Source organism: Microcella alkaliphila (genome assembly GCF_002355395.1).
Classification (GTDB): domain Bacteria; phylum Actinomycetota; class Actinomycetes; order Actinomycetales; family Microbacteriaceae; genus Microcella; species Microcella alkaliphila_A.
In genome coordinates this window covers 1,817,461-1,835,163 of sequence record NZ_AP017315.1, presented here as the reverse complement: position 1 = coordinate 1,835,163, position 17,703 = coordinate 1,817,461, and the positions used below count along the sequence as shown (strand labels likewise).

General features: G+C 68.0%; 14 protein-coding genes. 8 read left to right on the top strand and 6 right to left on the bottom strand.

The features are described 5' to 3' along the window. Positions 1-19: 19 nt before the first annotated feature. On the top strand, positions 20-529 hold the full coding sequence (locus CPY97_RS09005; RefSeq protein WP_231924086.1) for an AAA family ATPase: 510 nt from the start codon (positions 20-22) through the stop codon (positions 527-529). Next, positions 526-1,299: a YaaA family protein gene (locus CPY97_RS09000; protein ID WP_231923895.1), complete on the top strand. Its 774-nt coding sequence runs from the start codon at positions 526-528 to the stop codon at positions 1,297-1,299. The genes CPY97_RS09005 and CPY97_RS09000 overlap by 4 nt, the downstream gene beginning before the upstream one ends. Positions 1,300-1,331: 32 nt before the next feature. On the opposite strand, the gene CPY97_RS08995 is transcribed toward CPY97_RS09000, so the two are convergent. Next, positions 1,332-1,961 (bottom strand): DNA-3-methyladenine glycosylase I, encoded by a 630-nt coding sequence (locus tag CPY97_RS08995; protein ID WP_162495428.1) that lies wholly within the window; start codon positions 1,959-1,961, stop codon positions 1,332-1,334. 96 nt (positions 1,962-2,057) lie between these two features. Between CPY97_RS08995 and CPY97_RS08990 the strand changes: the two genes are divergently transcribed. Next, on the top strand, positions 2,058-3,023 hold the full coding sequence (locus CPY97_RS08990) for an aldo/keto reductase (protein WP_096422049.1): 966 nt from the start codon (positions 2,058-2,060) through the stop codon (positions 3,021-3,023). Here CPY97_RS08990 and CPY97_RS08985 read toward each other — a convergent pair. The 5 genes from CPY97_RS08985 to CPY97_RS08965 all read right to left on the bottom strand — a co-directional run bounded on the left by CPY97_RS08985 (position 3,020) and on the right by CPY97_RS08965 (position 7,368). Next, the gene (locus CPY97_RS08985; protein WP_096422047.1) at positions 3,020-4,075 is read right to left on the bottom strand and encodes a hypothetical protein; all 1,056 of its coding nucleotides are present in this window, start codon (positions 4,073-4,075) and stop codon (positions 3,020-3,022) included. The genes CPY97_RS08990 and CPY97_RS08985 overlap by 4 nt on opposite strands. Before the next feature lie 27 nt (positions 4,076-4,102). After that, positions 4,103-4,669: a TspO/MBR family protein gene (locus CPY97_RS08980; protein WP_096422045.1), complete on the bottom strand. Its 567-nt coding sequence runs from the start codon at positions 4,667-4,669 to the stop codon at positions 4,103-4,105. Between the two features lie 105 nt (positions 4,670-4,774). Next, positions 4,775-5,326 (bottom strand): TspO/MBR family protein, encoded by a 552-nt coding sequence (locus CPY97_RS08975; RefSeq protein WP_096422043.1) that lies wholly within the window; start codon positions 5,324-5,326, stop codon positions 4,775-4,777. A gap of 96 nt (positions 5,327-5,422) precedes the next feature. Then, a complete protein-coding gene (locus tag CPY97_RS08970; protein ID WP_231924085.1) occupies positions 5,423-6,751 on the bottom strand; it encodes an aspartate aminotransferase family protein in 1,329 nt (442 codons plus the stop codon). 149 nt (positions 6,752-6,900) lie between these two features. Continuing rightward, on the bottom strand, positions 6,901-7,368 hold the full coding sequence (locus tag CPY97_RS08965) for an Lrp/AsnC family transcriptional regulator (RefSeq protein ID WP_096422039.1): 468 nt from the start codon (positions 7,366-7,368) through the stop codon (positions 6,901-6,903). 123 nt (positions 7,369-7,491) lie between these two features. On the opposite strand from CPY97_RS08965, the gene CPY97_RS08960 reads away from it, so the two are divergent. From CPY97_RS08960 to CPY97_RS08940, 5 genes are read left to right on the top strand one after another with little or no spacing between them, the layout of a single operon-like run. Next, complete coding sequence (locus CPY97_RS08960) at positions 7,492-8,931, top strand: gamma-aminobutyraldehyde dehydrogenase (RefSeq protein ID WP_096422037.1); 1,440 nt, start codon at positions 7,492-7,494, stop codon at positions 8,929-8,931. A 20-nt stretch (positions 8,932-8,951) separates the two neighbouring features. Next, positions 8,952-9,518 (top strand): FHA domain-containing protein, encoded by a 567-nt coding sequence (locus CPY97_RS08955; protein ID WP_096422035.1) that lies wholly within the window; start codon positions 8,952-8,954, stop codon positions 9,516-9,518. Continuing rightward, positions 9,515-10,306, top strand: a complete 792-nt coding sequence (locus tag CPY97_RS08950; RefSeq protein ID WP_096422033.1) for a PP2C family protein-serine/threonine phosphatase — start codon at positions 9,515-9,517, stop codon at positions 10,304-10,306. Before CPY97_RS08955 ends, CPY97_RS08950 begins: the two co-directional genes overlap by 4 nt. A 45-nt stretch (positions 10,307-10,351) precedes the next feature. Then, positions 10,352-11,761, top strand: a complete 1,410-nt coding sequence (locus CPY97_RS08945; RefSeq protein WP_096422031.1) for a serine/threonine-protein kinase — start codon at positions 10,352-10,354, stop codon at positions 11,759-11,761. Between the two features lie 3 nt (positions 11,762-11,764). Further along, positions 11,765-17,698, top strand: coding sequence for an Ig-like domain-containing protein (locus tag CPY97_RS08940; protein ID WP_096422030.1), 5,934 nt, complete (start codon positions 11,765-11,767; stop codon positions 17,696-17,698). Positions 17,699-17,703 lie beyond the last annotated feature (5 nt).

Genomic DNA, 17,703 nt, shown 5'->3' with positions numbered 1-17,703 from the left:
CCCTTTCGTGCTCGTCGCCATGGCCGGCCTTCCCGGCTCAGGGAAGTCGGCCGTGGCCGAGCAGATCGCGGCACGGTTATCGATACCGGTTGTTTCCGTCGACCCGCTCGAGTCAGCGATTCTCAGCGCCGGCATCGACGCGGGGCAGCCCACGGGCCTCGCCGCCTACCTTGTTGCCGAGCGTATTGCGGAAGCGGTTCTGCGTTCACGGCAGAGCCTGATCGTCGACGCGGTGAACGCGGTCCAGCCCGCCAGGGAACAGTGGGTGACGCTGGCCGATCGCTATGGCGTGGAAGTGCGCTTCATCGAGGTGGTGTGCAGCGACCGCGACGTGCATCGCGCGCGCCTGGAGCAGCGCAGACGCGACCTCGCGCACATCGCCGAGCCGTCGTGGTACGCGGTGGAACAGTCGCTCGACGAATACGCGCCGTGGTCGCATCTTGCCGAGCAGCGTCCGAGGCTCCAGCTCGACACGGTCGAACCGCTGCCCGATCTCGTTGATCGGGCCGTCGCCTTCCTCCGCTCGTGACGATCATCCTCCTGCCCCCGTCGGAGACGAAGCGTGACGGGGGAGAGCCCGCGCGCGACGATCTGTCGCCGAGATTTCCGACACTCGTCGACCCGCGACGAACGGTGCGCCGTGCGCTCGACGAGCTGGTCGCCGGAAGTGATGACGAGGTCATCGCGCGGGCGCTCAAGGTGGGTCATCGAGCGGCCGCCGCGGAGATTGCGCGTGACCGAGCCCTCGACGAGGCACCCATGATGCCAGCGATCGACCGCTACACGGGTGTGTTGTACGACGCGCTCGACGCCGGCTCCCTGGGCGCCGCAGAGCGGCAGGTGCTGGGTACATCGGTGCTCGTGCAGTCGGCACTGTTCGGACTCCTAAGCGCGCTCGAGCACATCCCGGCGTACCGGTTGTCGGCCGACTCGCGCCTGCCGGGGGTGTCGCTGAAGCGGGTGTGGGCACACGCGTGCACCGAGACCCTCGCCCGTACAGGCGAGACGCTCGTCGACTTTCGCTCGGCGAGCTACGCAGCGCTCGGGCCGTTGCCGACCGCGTCGCCTGCTCAGGAGGTCGCCACGGTGACCGTGGTGGCGAGGGATGCCGATGGCACGACGCGCGCGCTGAACCACTTCAACAAGCGCGGCAAGGGCTTGTTCGTGCGCGATCTGGTGTCTGCTGGCCCCGTGCCCGCAACGCTCGATGACCTGTGCGCCCGCGCCGCGGGACTCGGGTGGGAGCTTCGCCGTACGGGGAAGGACTCGCTGGAACTCGTCGTGCCGCAGGATCGCTGACCCGGATACGCCGTGTCGACGCCTGACACTCACTAGTCGCCGGCGCGCCAGCAGCCAGCGATGTGATCGTCAACGACGCCCGTTGCCTGCATCAGGGCGTACATCGTCGTCGGGCCGACGAAGCGAAAACCGCGCGACTTGAGCGTCGCGGCGAGTGCGCGCGACGCCTCCGTGTGCGTCGGAACATCGGCGAGGGTGCGTGGTCGCTGACGTTCGGACGGCTCGGGGGCGAACGACCACACGAGCGCGTCGAGCGCGTGCGTCTGCTCCGCCTGCCACGCCACCAAAGCGCGGGCGTTCGCCACGGTCGCCTCGATCTTTCGACGATTGCGGATGATCGTGTCGTCGTCGAGGAGCCGGGAGACGTCGGCATCGCCGAATTGTGCGACCGCCGCGGGGTCGAAGCCCGCGAACGCCGAGCGGAAACCGTCGCGGCGGCGCAGAATCGTCAGCCACGACAGCCCGGATTGAAATCCTTCGAGCGCAATGCGTTCGAAGAGTGCCCGGTCGCCGCGCACGGGAACACCCCACTCGTCGTCGTGGTAGTGCTGCACGTCGGCGGTGTCGCCCACCCAGGCGCAGCGCGCGCGCCCATCGGGGCCGATCACGGTGGCGGGGGAGATGGTGGCGGCGTCAGCGGGGTCGATCGGGGTCTCGGGCATGCGGGGAACGCTACCGGGCGCATCCGACGCGGTGCGAGCATCCCGAGCCTCACGGGGAGACGGGACATCGATTCGGGGTTTGGGAGGATAGGAGGCATGACAGAGATGACGTACCGCACCCTGGGCACCTCGGGACTTCGGGTCTCGAGCGTCGGGCTCGGCTGCAACAACTTCGGCCGACCGGGTACCGCGACGGAGGAGCAGGAGGGCGCGGCTCGCGTCATGCACGCGGCCATCGACCACGGCATCACACTCTTCGACACGGCCGACATCTACGGCTACGCCTACGGCCGCAGCGAATCGATGATGGGCGAGGCGCTCGTCGGTAAGCGTGACCAGATCGTGCTCGCGACGAAGTTCGGTCACACCGACTACGAGAGCCCGATTCCGCACTGGGGGGCGCGCGGATCCCGCCGTTACGTGCGACTTGCCGTCGAGCAGAGCCTCACGCGGTTGAAGACCGACTGGATCGATCTCTACCAGCTCCACACACCCGACCCGCTCACGCCGATCGAGGAGACCCTCGCCGCCCTCGACGAGCTCATCGACGAGGGCAAGATCCGCTACATCGGGCACTCCAACTTCGCCGCCTGGCAACTCGTCGAGGCCGACCTCGTCGCGCAGCTGCACGGCCACGAGCGCTTCATCTCGGCGCAGAACGAGTTCAACCTCCTCACGCGCGACGCGGAGCGAGAGTTGCTGCCTGTCGCGGAGAGCTACGGTGTCGGCTTCCTGCCCTGGTTCCCGCTCTACAACGGCCTGTTTACTGGCAAGTTCAGCCGCACCGGAGGCCCGACCGATTCCCGCATCATGCGTCAGCGACCTCACCTTCTGGAGGGCGCGCCCTGGGACGCGATCGACGCATACGAACGCTTTTGCCACGACCGCGGCATCGGGATGCTCGAGGCAACGATCGGATGGCTTTTGTCGCGTCCCGCCATGGCGTCCATCATCGCGGGGGCAACAACCGTCGAGCAGGTTGCGCAAAACGCCGCCGCAGTCTCCGCATGGACCCCGGCCGCGGAGGACCTGGATGCGATCGATCAGCTCTTCCCGATCTAGCCGTCGGGCTCGGCCTCCTGCGGGGTGACCGAGATGTTGATCGCTCGGTTCAGCTCCGCGGCTTCAGCGTTCAGGGCCTCGAGATCGGCAACGAGGGCGTTGTAGCGATCAACGGCGGCGTTCAGGGCATCGCGCGACGCTTCAAGCGCCTCCTGGCGGGCAATGATGTCGGCCCGCTCGGCGGCGAATTGCTCCTCGCTGTCGAAGGCGCCCGGCGTATCGGCGCGCTCGTTGAAGTCGGCGATGTCGGCGGCGAGTTCGTCGGATTCGCGGATGAATTCGGCACGGTCGGCGTCGATCACGGCGGAGAGTTCCGTGAGGTCGTCTTGCAGTGCCTCGAGCCGCCGGTCAAGGTCGCGGAACACGGCGTTCGCCTCGGCGTACAGCCCCGTCACGCGATCACGGTCGTTAAACCATCCCGAATAGTGCTCGACCAGGACCGCGGGAAGGTCGGCAACCTCGGTTCCGAGGATCGCGTATAGCTCGGGGATTCGTGAGCTCGGGTCCATCTCCTCGTACAACGCGATGCGCTCGACCAGCTCGTGATCGGGGCCGAGCGCGGCAAATGCCTCCTCGAGGGGGCCAGCGAGCGCTTCCTGTTCTTCCCTCTCCATCCGGTCCCACACGGCGTGCAGCATCTCGTGAGCGGCAACGACGACCTGCAGGCCCTCGAGCTCGGGTGAGCTGATCGGGAAGAGGAAGATGCGACCGTCTGCGAGGGTGTAGCACCCGAGTACGCCGATTCCCGGTTCGCGGAAGGTGCACACATCGTCGAACTCGACGGTCGGCACGATCTCGGGGCGGCTGGCATAGAAGTAGAACCGACCACGATCACTGAGCCCAGCCCGGTCGGCGAGCGCGGAGATCTCGGCCGGCGGCGTGTAGCGGGCGACGGTCCACTGGTCGGCGACAACCCGTGGATTCTGCACGCCCCAGGCGACGCCTCCGAGGATCGCGAACTGCACGGCGACCATGAGGACGGCGAGGCTCAGCGCGATCGCGCGCCCGGCCCGCGCGGCAGGCGACAGGGGGCGGGGGTGGTGGGCGGTCACACGACCACGGTAACGCGCGAGTCGACGCTAGAGTGCCAGCACGGCAATGGCTGCGTTCAATGTCATGGCGTACAGCACCCAAACAAAGGCGGGGATCAGAAGCAGGGCCCCACCGTGGCTCAGTTCCCAGAAGCGGAACAGGGTGGCCAAAAGGACGATCGCGGTCAGCACGATCACGACGAGCGAGGCCCACGGCCCTGCAGCGCCGACTACACCGCCGAGTCCGAAGAATGCGGGAGCCCAGATGGCGCCCAGCGCAAGCTGAAGGACGTAGACCGTCAATGCTGCCGATCGCTCCTCGGTTTCGGGAGTCAGCCAGACAAGCCACGCTCCGACTGCCATCAGGCCGTAGCTGAGGCCGAGCACCGGGGCGAACGCGTCATCGGCGGGGGTCCACATCGGTTTGTCGGCCGATGCGTACCAGCCGGCCACCGCATGGCCCGCGACGAGGGCGCCGGTCAGCGCGACCGTTGCGCCGATGATGAGGAACGTGAGCAGCGTCGCGATGGAACGCGCCCGCGTCGGACGCGACTCCTCGCGCACGGCGGTCGCGCTCGTCGCGCGCGTCGCGCCGCGGGGTCCCTGCTCAATCACGCGTTGAGCGTAGAAGTCGAGCCTCCACGTCTTCTGCGCGTCAACTCACGACGCGCCGAGTCCCACCTCAGGGACGGCGGGCGATCACGATCGTTGACACGCTCTCTAGGGCAGGATCACCGCGTAGGCCACGGTGATGGAGGCGGCGTAAATCACCCAGAGCGCGTACGGTGCCGTGAGGATGCTCGCTGTGCGTCGGACTTGCCAGAACTCGCTGGTCATCACGACGAGAGACAATAGCAACGCCATGTGAATACCGAGAGCAAGCCAGGTGGCGGGCGATCCGATGGCCGGATACAGGGCGAAGAACACGGGTGACCACAGGCAGTTGAGCACCATCTGAATGACGTAGGCCGTCAGCGCGATCGTCACCCGCCGCCGTCGACGCTCCCGCCAGACCAGCCACGCAGCGATGGAGATGCTCAGATACAGCGCCGACCACACGACACCGAATACCCAGTTGGGTGGCACCCAGATCGGGGGCGCGACCTCGGCATACCAGCCGTTGATGTGCGGGCGCGACACGGCGGAGCCGAACATGGCGATCAGGGCGTTCACCGCGATGAGGCTGGCGAGAACGAGAACGTCGGCGGGATTGAGCGCGCGGGCCCGTCGCCGGGTCGCCGGGGGAGGCGGGGGCGCAACCGTCGTCGTCATGTGCCGAGTATGGCGGATTCCCAGGCGCGCCGCGCGGGGTAGACAGGGGGTCGGGTCGCCGCTATCGTCGCGCGCGACCCGACCGAACGGTGTCGATTACAGGCGGTTGGATGCCTCGGTCAGGACCGCACGCAGAATCGCTTCGATCTCGTCGAACTCCTTCGGGCCGATGGTGAGCGGCGGCGCGAGCTGAATCACGGGGTCTCCGCGATCATCCGCACGGCAGTAGAGCCCGGCGTCGAACAGCGCCTTCGAGAGGAAACCGCGCAGCAGCCGCTCCGACTCGTCCTCGTTGAAGGTTTCGCGCGTCTCCTTGTTCTTGACCAGCTCGATACCGAAGAAGTAGCCCTCACCGCGGACGTCGCCGACGATGGGGAGATCCTTGAGGCGCTCGAGCGCGGCGCGGAACTTCGGGGAGTTCTCGCGCACGTTCTCGAGAATGTTTTCTTCCTCCATGATCGCGATGTTCTCGAGCGCGACGGCCGCCGAGACCGGGTGACCGGCGAAGGTGTAGCCGTGGTAGAACGCGGTCTGGCCGTGCGTGAACGGCTCGTACAGGCGATCGCTGACGATCATCGCGCCGAGCGGTGAGTAGCCACTCGTGAGGCCCTTCGCGCTCGTGATGATGTCGGGAACGTAGCCGAGCGCGGTGCAGGCGAACATTTCGCCGATGCGACCGTACGCACAGATGACCTCATCGCTGACGAGCAGCACGTCGTACTTGTCGCAGATCTCGCGGACGCGCTGGAAGTAGCCGGGGGGCGGCGGGAAGCAGCCGCCCGAGTTCTGCACCGGCTCAAGGAAGACCGCAGCCACCGTGTCGGGCCCCTCGAAGAGGATCGCCTCTTCGATACGGTTCGCGGCCCACTGCCCGAACTCTTCCAGCGAGCCGTGGAACCCCATCTCTTCGGCGCGGTAGTAGTTCGTGTTGGGAACGCGGAATCCGCCGGGCGTCAGCGGCTCGAACATCTCCTTCATGCCGGGGATGCCGGTGATCGCGAGGGCGCCCTGCGGCGTGCCGTGGTACGCGACCGCCCGCGAGATGACCTTGTGCTTCATGGGCTTTCCGGTCAGCTTGAAGTACTGCTTGGCGAGCTTCCAGGCCGACTCGACGGCTTCGCCGCCGCCGGTGGTGAAGAACACGCGGTTCAGGTCACCGGGTGCGTAGTCGGCCAGCTTGTCGGCGAGCTCGATCGCGGCCGGGTGGGCGTATGACCACAGGGGGAAGAACGCGAGCTCTTCCGCCTGCTTGCGTGCGGCCTCGGCGAGACGCTCACGGCCGTGACCGACCTGCACGACGAACAGTCCAGAGAGGCCATCGATGTACTTCTTGCCCTCCGCGTCGAAGACGTGGTGTCCCTCGCCGCGCACGATGATGGGGACGCCGTTGCCGGCTTCCATTCCCGACTGGCGCGCGAAGTGCATCCAGAGGTGGTCCTTCGCCTTGCGCTGCAGCTCGGCGTGCTCGCTCGCGGCGATGGCACCGTCGAGGGCCCCGTCGGCAACCACGCTGTGCTCGTGGTGGTGCGTGGTTTCGGCCTTGTGGGCCTTCTTCTTGCTGCGCGTGAAAATGCTCATCTCGTTCCCCAGTTGTAGAACTGCTTTTGCAGTCGTAGATACACAAACGTCTCGGTACTCGCCACGCCCTCGATGCCGCGGATGCGCGTGTTGAGCAGGCTGATCAGGTCGTCGTCGTTCTCGCACACCACTTCGGCGAGGATGTCGAAGCTGCCGGCGGTTAACACGACGTAGTCGACGGCCGGGATACTCGCGAGGGTTTCTGCGACCGCCGTCGTGTCGCCGGTCACCCGGATGCCGATCATCGCCTGACGGTAGAAGCCCAGCTGCATCGGGTCGGTCACGGCAACGACCTGCATCACGCCGGCGTCGGTGAGTTTCTGCACGCGTTGGCGGACGGCTGCCTCACTGAGGCCGACGGCCTTACCGATCTCGGCGTACGAGCGTCGACCGTCGGTCTGCAGCTGTTCGACGATCGCTTTTGACACTTCGTCGAGCTGTACCGGTTTCGGGCGTGCGGACATGCTCCTGATTCTGACAGCGCAAGCAGGCTTTGGCAAGCGATTCCGCATCACCATGGGGATAATTGCGACGGAATCCGTTGTCAGACTCTGGATTCGTGCCGTGAGCGCCGCTATCGTGGCCCCATGAGTGAGACGATTCTGCGCCCCATCATCGACGGAACCGAGGTCGAGAGCGCCGCGAGCGACGCCATCGCCCTCATCGACCCGGCGACCGAGGAGGTGTACGCGCACGCTCCCATCACGACAGCAGAGGAGATCGATCGCGCCTATGCCGCCGCGGATCGCGCCTTCGCCTCGTGGGGCCGCACCACTCCCGCCGAACGTCAGCTCGCACTGTTCCGCCTCGCCGATGCCATGGAGGCTCACGCCGACGAGTTCGCCGACCTGGAGTCGCAAGACACCGGAAAGCCGCGCGCCTCTCTGGTGGCCGACGAGATCGATCAGTCCGTTGATCAGCTGCGCTTTTTCGCCGGCGCCGCGCGCGATCTCGATGGGCGTTCCGCCGGAGAGTATCTCGCCGGGCACACGTCATTCATTAGGAGGGAGCCCGTCGGCGTCATCGGGCAGGTCACGCCCTGGAACTACCCGCTCAACATGGCGGCGTGGAAGATCGCTCCGGCGATCGCGGCAGGGAACACCGTCGTCCTGAAGCCGTCCGACACGACGCCGCAGTCGACGTTGCTGCTCGGCCGACTCGCCGCCGAGCACCTTCCGGCAGGGGTTCTCAACGTCGTCACCGGCGACCGCTCGACGGGCGCAGCGCTCCTGCAGCACGCGACGCCGCAGATGGTCGCCATAACCGGCTCCGTCCGCGCGGGCATGCAGGTTGCTCGTGCCGCCGCCGACGACCTGAAGCGCGTGCATCTCGAGCTCGGCGGGAAGGCGCCGGCCATCGTGTTCCCCGACGCCGACCCCGAGAAGGTCGCGGAGGGTCTCGTCCTCGCCGCCTACTTCAATGCGGGACAGGACTGCACGGCCGCGACGCGGGTCATCGTGCACGAGTCGGTCCACGACGACGTCGTGGCGGCGCTCGTCTCTCGGGCGCGCTCGCATGCCCGAACTGGCGCGCCGCACGAGGACGGAATCCTGTACGGCGCCCTCAACAACGTCGACCAGCTTGCCCGCGTTTCGGGCGTGATCGAGCGCCTACCCGCTCACGCGGAGATCGTGACCGGCGGTGCACGTCAGGGCGACCGCGGCTACTTCTTCGAGGCGACGATCGTGACCGGCATGCGACAAGACGACGAAGCGGTGCAGGAGGAGATTTTCGGACCCGTCCTCACGGTTCAGACCTTCCGCACCGAGGAGGAGGCACTCGCGCTGGCGAATGGTGTGCGGTACGCCCTCGCCGCGTCCGTCTGGACCGACCATCACGCGAGGGCGATGCGTTTCAGCCGCGATCTCGACTTCGGATGTGTGTGGATCAACACCCATATCCCCTTCGTGAGCGACATGCCGCACGGCGGCTTCAAGCACTCCGGCTACGGCAAGGACCTCTCGCACTACGGCTTCGAGGACTACACGCGCATCAAGCACGTGATGAGTTATCTCGGCGAGGAATGATCTCGGGGTAGCGTGGCGGGGTGCGCGCCGACGACTCTGAAGACCGCGAGAGGCGCGATATCGACGACACGATCATCCGCCTTGTCGAACCGTCCGAGGCCACGGCCCAGCGTCCGATCAGCGTGGCGGTGGACGACGTGCTGCGGTCGCTGCCGGGCGTCCGGGCGGTCCGCCACGTCGCGGACGACGACGCCAACGACGAGGCTCCCGCTTCCGACACCCCTCGATGGATGCTCGCGGTGCGCGGCACGACCACGGTCGTGCCCCTTGACCGCCCGGTCATCATCGGGCGCGCTCCCGGCGGGTCGCGCGTGCCCACCGGGGCCGACCCCCGCCGACTGGTGGTGCCCGCCGACCGCGTTGGAATATCGTCGACGCACGCGCGCATCGAGCAGCTCGGCCAGACCCTTGTGGTGACCGACCTCGGGTCGACGAACGGCCTGCACGTACACTGGGCGTCTGGGCCTGCCCGAAGGCTCCGGCCGGGCGAGTCGTGCGCCGTCCTGCCCGACACTGCCGTCGACCTCGGTGACGGCATTGTGCTCGAGTTCCGCCCCTACCCGCCCGCCCACGAGGAGTCGTCGTGACCGCCATCGGCCGCAGCACCGTGCGCCACATCGTGGGGCTTCCCCAGCGTTCGGGCGCCATCGAGCTTGCCTGGCACGGCGTCACGCACGTGGGGTACCGACGCGCTCACAACGAAGACAGCTACCTCGCTGACGTGCCGCTCTTCGCCGTCGCCGACGGGATGGGCGGCCACCTGCACGGCGACCGTGCGAGCGACGCGGTGGTTCGGCGTCTGCAGGCCGCGGGGACGGGCGACTTTGTAGGCCGCGACGAGATCTCGGACGCCCTCCACCGTGCTACCTGGGACATCCACGATCTCGACGAAGAAGAGCGCGGAATCGGCACGACCGTGACGGGCGTGGCTCTGACGGCCGACGAGGCCGGCGCTCGGCTCACCGTGTTCAACGTCGGCGACTCGCGGGTGTACGCGTTCACGGGCAATGAGCTCCGTCAGGTGACGGTCGACCACTCGCTGGTGCAGGAGCTCGTGGCCGCGGGCGAAATCGCCGCGGAGGACGCCGAGGCGCACCCCGAGGCGAACGTGATCACGCGCGCCGTGGGCTTCTCGCTGGAGCCCGACATTGACTTTGTCGACCTCTCGCTGGAGACCGGGATGCGCCTGCTGCTGTGCTCCGACGGTCTGACGAAAGAGGTCCCGCACGAGCGGCTGCGTCTGCATTTGGCCGCCCGCCTGAGCGCTCGCGAGACGGCCAACGCACTGCTGGATGCGGCGCTCGCGCAGGGCGGTCGCGACAACATCACCTTAATCGTGATCGACGTGGTACGCGCCCCTGCCGCCGCGAACTGAGCGGACCTCCTACACTTATCGCAATCACACCGGGAGGGGGGTCTCGTGGTGCTCCGTCGGCCATCAGCGCCTCCGATCCTGCCCGGGTTCACGCACGTGCGCCTGCTCGGTACCGGTGGCTTTGCCGACGTCTTTCTCTACGAGCAGAACATGCCGAGGCGCCAGGTGGCCGTGAAGGTCATGCTTGCCGACGTCGTCACCGAGAGCGTGCGCCGCATGTTCCAGGTCGAGGCGAACCTGATGGCCCAGCTGTCGTCGCACCCGGGGATCCTCACGGTGTACCAGGCGAGCATCTCGGCGGATGGGCGGCCCTATCTCGTCATGGAGCTGTGCAGCGCGCAGTTGGCTGACCGGTTCCGCACGGAGCGTATCCCGGTTGCCGAGGCGGTGCGGATCGGCGTGCAGATCGGCAGCGCCATCGAGACCGCCCATCAAAGCGGTGTGTTGCACCGAGACATCAAGCCGTCCAACATCTTGACGACGCTCTTCGGGCACCCCGTTCTCAGCGACTTCGGAATCGCCGCGAGTCTCGGGGCCGCGCCGGATGCGGGGGAGACCGTCGGGATGTCCGTGCCCTGGTCCGCGCCGGAAGTCCTGCTGGATGAGACCACCGGAACGATCGCCAGCGAGATCTGGTCGCTGTCCGCGACCCTCTATTCGCTCATCGCCGGCCGATCCCCGTTCGAGGAACCCGGCGGCGCGAACGAGACGCGTGACCTCATCGCCCGCATCACGCGCGCCCGCCTGCCCGCGATCAGGCGAGATGATGTTCCGGCGTCTCTCGAGGCGGTGCTGCGTCGCGGCATGAGCAAAGACCCCGCGAAACGTCAACAGAGTGCGCTCGAGCTCGTCCGCGACCTGCAACGCATCGAGGCCGAACTCGGACTGGCGCCGACCCATGCCGACATCGCGGTCGACGACTGGGCCCGCGCCATCAGCGGCGACACGGGAGAGCAGACGGTCGTGCGGTCGGCGTCTCCCCGCACGCCGACATCGGGGAAGTCTCGCCGCCGCCGTCGGCGCCCGATCGAGCCCGATCAGACGGTGGCCTCGGCCGAAGCCGGCACCGATACCCGCCGTCGCACCACGAGCTCGCGCCGATCGAACCTCATCGCGACAGCACTCATCCTGATCGCCCTCGTTGTTGTGGGACTCGGCGCGACAGCGACGTGGCTTGCCGTGCAGAACGAAGACGGTTCCCTCCCGCGCGTGACCGATGTTCGTGCGGAGGCCGACGGCTCAGAAGTGACCTTCATGTGGGACGACCCGGGCCTCGCCGCGGGTGACAGTTTCCACGTGCGCGTCGACGACGGCACGCCCGCTCTGCAGCGCACTGCCGAGTTCGCGGTCGTGGCGGAACCCGGCCAGCACGTCTGCATCGTCGTCCGAGTCGCGCGCGAGGGTCGCATTGGTCCCGCGAGTGCCGAGCAGTGCATCCAGACCGAGGGGGCGTAAGCGATGGTTCTGGCTGCTGCGACTCGGCGTGCGTCACGCCGACGGTCCGCGTGGCTGAGCGCCGTCAGCGGAACCCTGATCGCCGCCGTCGTGTCGACCGTCGCCATTCTGTACGACGGTTTTGAAGCGCAGCGTGCCGACCTGAACGACGGCGCCCTCTGGGTAACAAGCGGCGAGCGGCAAGCGGTCGCGCGCGCCAACGTGCAGATCGGCGCACTCGACGCTCTCGTCGAAACGGAGGGCGCCGACCTCCACGTGCGCCACTACGGCGCCGACGTCGTCGTGATCGACCAGCAGAACGCCTCCGCCGACGTGCTCGACGTTGCCCGTGCGCAGATCGACTACTCGGTACCGTTGCCGCCGACCGACGCCGACGTACAGTTCGTCGGAGAGACCGTCGTCGTCCACACGAGCGTGACGGGCGAGCTGTGGACGGTCCCGTGGGTGCTGTTCGACGACTTCGACACCACGCGGGCCGCGCCGCTGTCGTTCGGCCCGGGGTCACGGGTGGCCGCGACCGAGTTGTTCGGTGTGCTCGTCGCCGCGCCCTCCACGGGCGAAATCCACCGCTTGGCGCCCGACCGGCTCGACCGCGTGGCGGAGATCTGGGAGGTCCCGACGACCGACGCGAGCGACATCGCGGTCACGATCGCGGCGGGCACGTGGTGGGCCTACGAGCCGGAAACCCGCACACTGTGGCGAGACGGCGAACCCATCGATCTCTCCGCGGTCGTCGGCGAGGGAGATGTCGCGCTCGCGCAACCGAGCGACACCGCGACCGAGTTGGTCGTGGCGACGAGCTCCGGCGCCGTCGCCGTGTCCGCGACCGGCGAGTTGCGCACGATCGTAAGCGACCGGGCCGGTGCTCCCGTCGCGCCGGTCGTGATCAACGGGTGCACGGTCATCGCCTGGGCGGATGCCTCCGCGTGGCGCTCCTGCGCGAACCCGCCCTCCGTATCGCTCACAGGTCTCGTGCCCACGGACACGCTGGAGTTCGTCGTGCGCGACACGCGGGTCGTGCTGAACGATCGTGCCTCGGGCGCGGTCTGGGACGTGCTCGGTACCGGAGCCCTCATCGATAACTGGGACGACCTGCTCGCGCAGGAGCAGGACGAGCGCGACGAAATGGTGGACGCGCTAGACGTGCCACCCGAGACCGAGCGCGTGCAGCAACCGCCCGTCGCGGTCGACGACGAGTTCGGTGCCCGGCCCGGACGCTCGACGGTTCTTCCCGTGCTGCTCAACGACAGCGATCCGAACGGCGACGTCCTCGTGATCAGCGAGGTCACCGAATTGGATGCGGCGCTCGGGCGCCTCGACATCGTCGACAGCGCGCAGAAAGTGCAGCTGACGCTGCCGCCCGATGCGTCGGGCGTCCTCAGTTTTGGGTACACGATCACCGATGGGCGTGGAGGTTCGGACTCCGCGACCGTCGTCGTCACGGTGCGACAGCCGTTCGAAAACGGCGCCCCTTTCCAGGTGCGGCCCGCCCGTACGACGGTCGCCGAGGGGGGACGGGTGTCGGCGAATGTCCTGGGTGAGTGGGTCGACCCCGACGGTGACCCGATCTTCCTCGAGGAGGTGAGCGTCGCATCCCCCGATCAGGTCGCATCGCGACCCGACGGGCGCGTGACGTTCGCCGAGCGTGGGGGTGTGGGCGAATTGCGCTCCGTCCAGTTGCGGGTGTCCGACGGCACCCTCGCCGGCGAGGGCGAACTGGCGGTGACGGTCAGGCCCGCCGGCCAGGTTCCGATCATCGCCGAGCCGTTCGCGGTGCAGGCCTTCGCCGGCCAGGAGGTGCGCATCGAGCCGCTGCGCTCGGTCCGCGGCGGAACCGGCGTCATCCGACTCGTGTCCGTACCCGAACGCGCCGGTGCCGTGATCACGCCGCGGCTCGAACGCGGATTCTTCCGCTTCTCATCTGACGAAGTGCGCACCCACTACGTCGAGTACGTCGTCAGCGACGGCGACCAGACGGCGACAGGGCTCGTTCGGGTGGACGTGTCGGCACCGCCCGAACTCGCTGTGCCGATCACGGTGCCGAAAACCGCCTACGTGCGATCGCTCAGCAGCGCTACCGTCGCGGTCGCCACGACCGACATCGACCCGGCCGGCGGGGTACTTGTCGTCACCGGGGTCACCGATGTTCCGAGCGATAGCGGCATCCGCGCAGAGGTGATCGACCAACGCGACGTGCGCATCTCGCTCACCCGCCCGCTCAGTAGCCCCGTGGACGTCTCCTACCGGGTCTCCAACGGCTTTGCGGATGCGGTCGGCACAATCACGGTCATTGAGATTCCGCGCCCCGAGACGCTGCAGCCTCCCATCGCCAACGATGACTCCGTGACGGTTCGCGTGGGGGACGCCGTAACGATCCCCGTGCTCGACAACGACGAACACCCCGATGACGAGCCGATCACCCTGAACCCCGAACTCGTTCGCGGGCTCGAGGGCGACGACGGGCTGCTGTTTGTCAGCGGCGACCGATTGCGATACCTCGCCCCCGACCGCCCGGGTGACTTCACCGCCGTGTACGAGGTGCTCGGTCCGCTCGGAGTCGAGCGCGCGCAGGCGACCGTGCGCATCAGCGTGCGCGAGGTCGATGAGGCGACGAACGCCCCGCCCGTGCCGCGAACGATCACGGCGAGAGTCATCGCAGGCGAAACCGTGCGGATCCGTGTGCCGGTCGGTGACATGGACCCGGATGGCGACTCGGTGCAAGTGGTCGGCCAGGAGACCGCGCCCTCGCGCGGCGTCGTGGTCGACTCCGGCATCGACTTCTTCGACTACCAAGCCGGTGAATACGCGGCCGGCACGGACGAGTTCCGCTACACCGTCGTCGACTCCCTGGGCGCGCGGGCATCCGGCACCATCCGGGTGGGCATCAGCCCGCGCCTGGAGGGTGCACGCAACCCGGTTGCCAACGATGATCAGGTCACGGTTCGTCCGGGCGGCAGCGTACTCGTGCCGGTGCTCGAGAACGATTCCGACCCAGACGGCAGTGTGCTGCGCGTCGTGTCGGCTGAAGTGACCGATCCCCGCACGACCGCCGAGATCGTCGACGGTCGCTACGTGCGGCTCGTCCCCCCCACGGCGGTCGGATCGTACGGCGCGATCTACACCATCGAGAACGAGTTCGGGGGAGCATCACAGGCGTTCGTCACCGTCAATGTCGTTGCCGACGCGCCGTTGCTGGCTCCGACAGCCCGCGATGTGGTGCTGTCGCTGTCGGACATCCTCGATCGCGAGACCGTCGATGTCGACGTGCTGGCGCGCGCGTTCTTCGCCGAGGGCGACGTGGGCGCGCTCGGCGTGCGCATGGTCCCAGGCTTCGAACAGGCGGGCACGGTGCTGCCCGACCGGCGGATTCGTGTCGCCGTGGGGGAGCGGCGTCAGATCATCCCGTTCTCGCTCGTTCATCCGGCGGACTCCTCCGTGACCGGGACCGCGTTCATCTGGGTACCGGGAACTGCCGACGCGCTGCCGCAGCTCGATCGTCGCGCGCCGCGTATCCGCGTGGTGAGTGAGCAGGCCATCACGATCCCGATCAACGATTTCGTGATCGCGGTCGGCGGGCGACAGGTGCAGCTGACCGACACCGCAACGGTGCGCGCATCGAACTCCGACGGCTCGTCGCTCGTCGTCGACTCGCAGACGCTGCGATTCCGCTCGAGCGACCTGTACTTCGGTCCGGCATCCCTGTCGTTCGAGGTCACAGACGGCGTGTCGCCGACCGATCCCGACGGGCGCGTCGCGACGATCGTCCTGCCCATCGAGGTGGCGCCCCGCGAGAACCAGCCGCCCGTGTTGGTCGGCGCGACGATCGAACTGGAGCCGGGCGGTAGCCGTGAGCTCGATCTCGTTCGCGTCACCTCCTACCCATACCCCGACGATCTCGACGAACTCGAGTACCGGCTGACGCAGTCGTTGCCCGAGGGCCTCACCATCGACATCGTCGGGCAGCGCGCGATCGTCAGTGTCACACCGGGTGTGCCCCGCGGGACCAGGCTCGGCGCGACGGTTGGCGTGCGGGACGCGGCCGCTGATGGCACCCCGGGCCGCATCGATGTGCTTGTCGTTCCGTCGACCCGACCGCTCGCCAGGCCCGCTGACGACGCTGCCATTGCCCCGCGCGGCCAGACGACCACGGTCGACGTGCTCGCCAACGATGCGGCGACGAATCCGTTCCCGTCCGTCCCGCTGCGGGTTATCGACATTCGCGGGCTCGACAACGCGCGCATACCCGCGGGTGTCACCATTCAGCCGAGTGCCGACGGCCAGCGCTTGCAAGTGACGGTCGCGTCGACGGCATCGCCCGGCGACACCGTGCTCGAATACCAGGTCGCCGACGCCACCGATGACCCCGAGCGGTACGTCTGGGGGAGCGTGCGGATCTCTGTGCAAGACGTCCCCGACCCGGTGACGGGGCTGCGAGTGCAGGAGTTCGCCGACCGCTCCCTCGTGCTCGCCTGGCAACCCGGCAGCTCTAACAACGCTCCCGTCCAGCGCTTCGACGCCGTCGTCACTCGCGTCGCGGACGGCGCGGTGACCGCCACCGTGCCCTGCTCTGCCTCGCCCTGCACCGTTCCGACGCCCGGCAACGGGCCGGACAACCGCGTACGCATCGCGGTGTCCGCCGTCAACGCGCAGGGCCCGAGCGCGCCGACCGCCCTTCCCGACCCCGTGTGGTCGGACCTCGTGCCGCCTGCACCCGACACGCTGACGCGGTCGCCGCTGGACCGCGGGATGCGGGTGGGGTGGACGAAACCCGATCAGCCCGCGTCGGCATCTCCCATCCGGCGCTACATCGTGACCGTGGGGCCGGTGACGCGCGAGGTCGCGGTGTCGGCGGGCGACCCGGTCGGCACGCCGTATTGGCTGAACGTAGTGGACACCGGAGCTCTGCAGAACGGCACGAGCTACACCATAACGGTGAGCGCGCGTAACGACGCGTTCGGACCGCTGACCAACTGGAACAGCGCGGAGACCTCGGGCACCCCGGCGGGCGCGCCGCTCAGTCTGGCGACGCCGACCGCCGAGCAGTCGGGAAACCCCGCGAGCCCCGCTGATGGACAGACGGTCCGCGTCGACTGGGCTGGCGCGTTCGGGTCGAACGGTCGCCCCATCGACCGCTTCTACGTATGGCATACGGACGGCGGTGAGTCTGCGCCGCGTTGCGAGGTGACGGGGGTTGAGGAGGGTGCGCCCACGCTGTCCCCGCCGGCGGGCACGACCCGCGTCGGAGGCGACGTGACGCAGCACACGATCTCTGGCCTCGCGGGCGATCGCACGTACCGTGTGGTCGTCTACGCGCACAACGGCCAGGGATGCACCCAGAGTCCGGAAACCACTGCGCGGACCGTCGCCCAACCTGGCCGCGTCACGGCGATAACCACCGCGGGCGGGGAGGAGCTCGCCCCGGGACGGTGGGAGACACGAATCACGGCGGTGACGACCAACGTTCCGGGCGAGCCCATACCGTTCATCCAGTACCGCTACGTCGGTGACGGCGTGAGCACAACACCATCGACGCCGTCGGCACTGCCGATTACGCCGCAAGACGGTACGCGCCACTACGGCCGCCAGCTCGGCGTCGATGTTCGCGTGTGCCGAGATGTGGGTGCTCTCAACTGTGGTCCATGGTCGAGCACCTTCTCGATTCCGGTCGCCGTACTGATCGACGTTCAGCCAACGTTCGTCTTCTCGGACGGCCCCGCGCCCGAACGCACCGCGACGATCACCTGGACTCCGATCGATGAGGCGAACCGTCCCGCCTACTCGTCCGTCGAGTACCTCTGTCGCGCTCGGCCCGACGACGAGCCGTTGTCAATCGAATCGGGATCGTGTGAGATCGCCGCGCCCCCGTCCTCCGACCCTCGCCTCGAGGTCACCGTTAGCGTGGGGGGCACGAGCTTTGTCCGGATCTACCGACCGTGACTGAG

Bases quoted from the DNA above. Each gene is read 5' to 3' on its own strand.
- CPY97_RS09005 (WP_231924086.1), top strand. From the start codon at position 20: ATGGCCGGCCTTCCCGGCTCAGGGAAGTCGGCCGTGGCCGAGCAGATC.
- CPY97_RS08995 (WP_162495428.1), bottom strand. From the start codon at position 1,961: ATGCCCGAGACCCCGATCGACCCCGCTGACGCCGCCACCATCTCCCCC.
- CPY97_RS08990 (WP_096422049.1), top strand. From the start codon at position 2,058: ATGACAGAGATGACGTACCGCACCCTGGGCACCTCGGGACTTCGGGTC.
- CPY97_RS08975 (WP_096422043.1), bottom strand. From the start codon at position 5,326: ATGACGACGACGGTTGCGCCCCCGCCTCCCCCGGCGACCCGGCGACGG.
- CPY97_RS08970 (WP_231924085.1), bottom strand. From the start codon at position 6,751: ATGCACTTCGCGCGCCAGTCGGGAATGGAAGCCGGCAACGGCGTCCCC.
- CPY97_RS08965 (WP_096422039.1), bottom strand. From the start codon at position 7,368: ATGTCCGCACGCCCGAAACCGGTACAGCTCGACGAAGTGTCAAAAGCG.
- CPY97_RS08960 (WP_096422037.1), top strand. From the start codon at position 7,492: ATGAGTGAGACGATTCTGCGCCCCATCATCGACGGAACCGAGGTCGAG.
- CPY97_RS08940 (WP_096422030.1), top strand. From the start codon at position 11,765: ATGGTTCTGGCTGCTGCGACTCGGCGTGCGTCACGCCGACGGTCCGCG.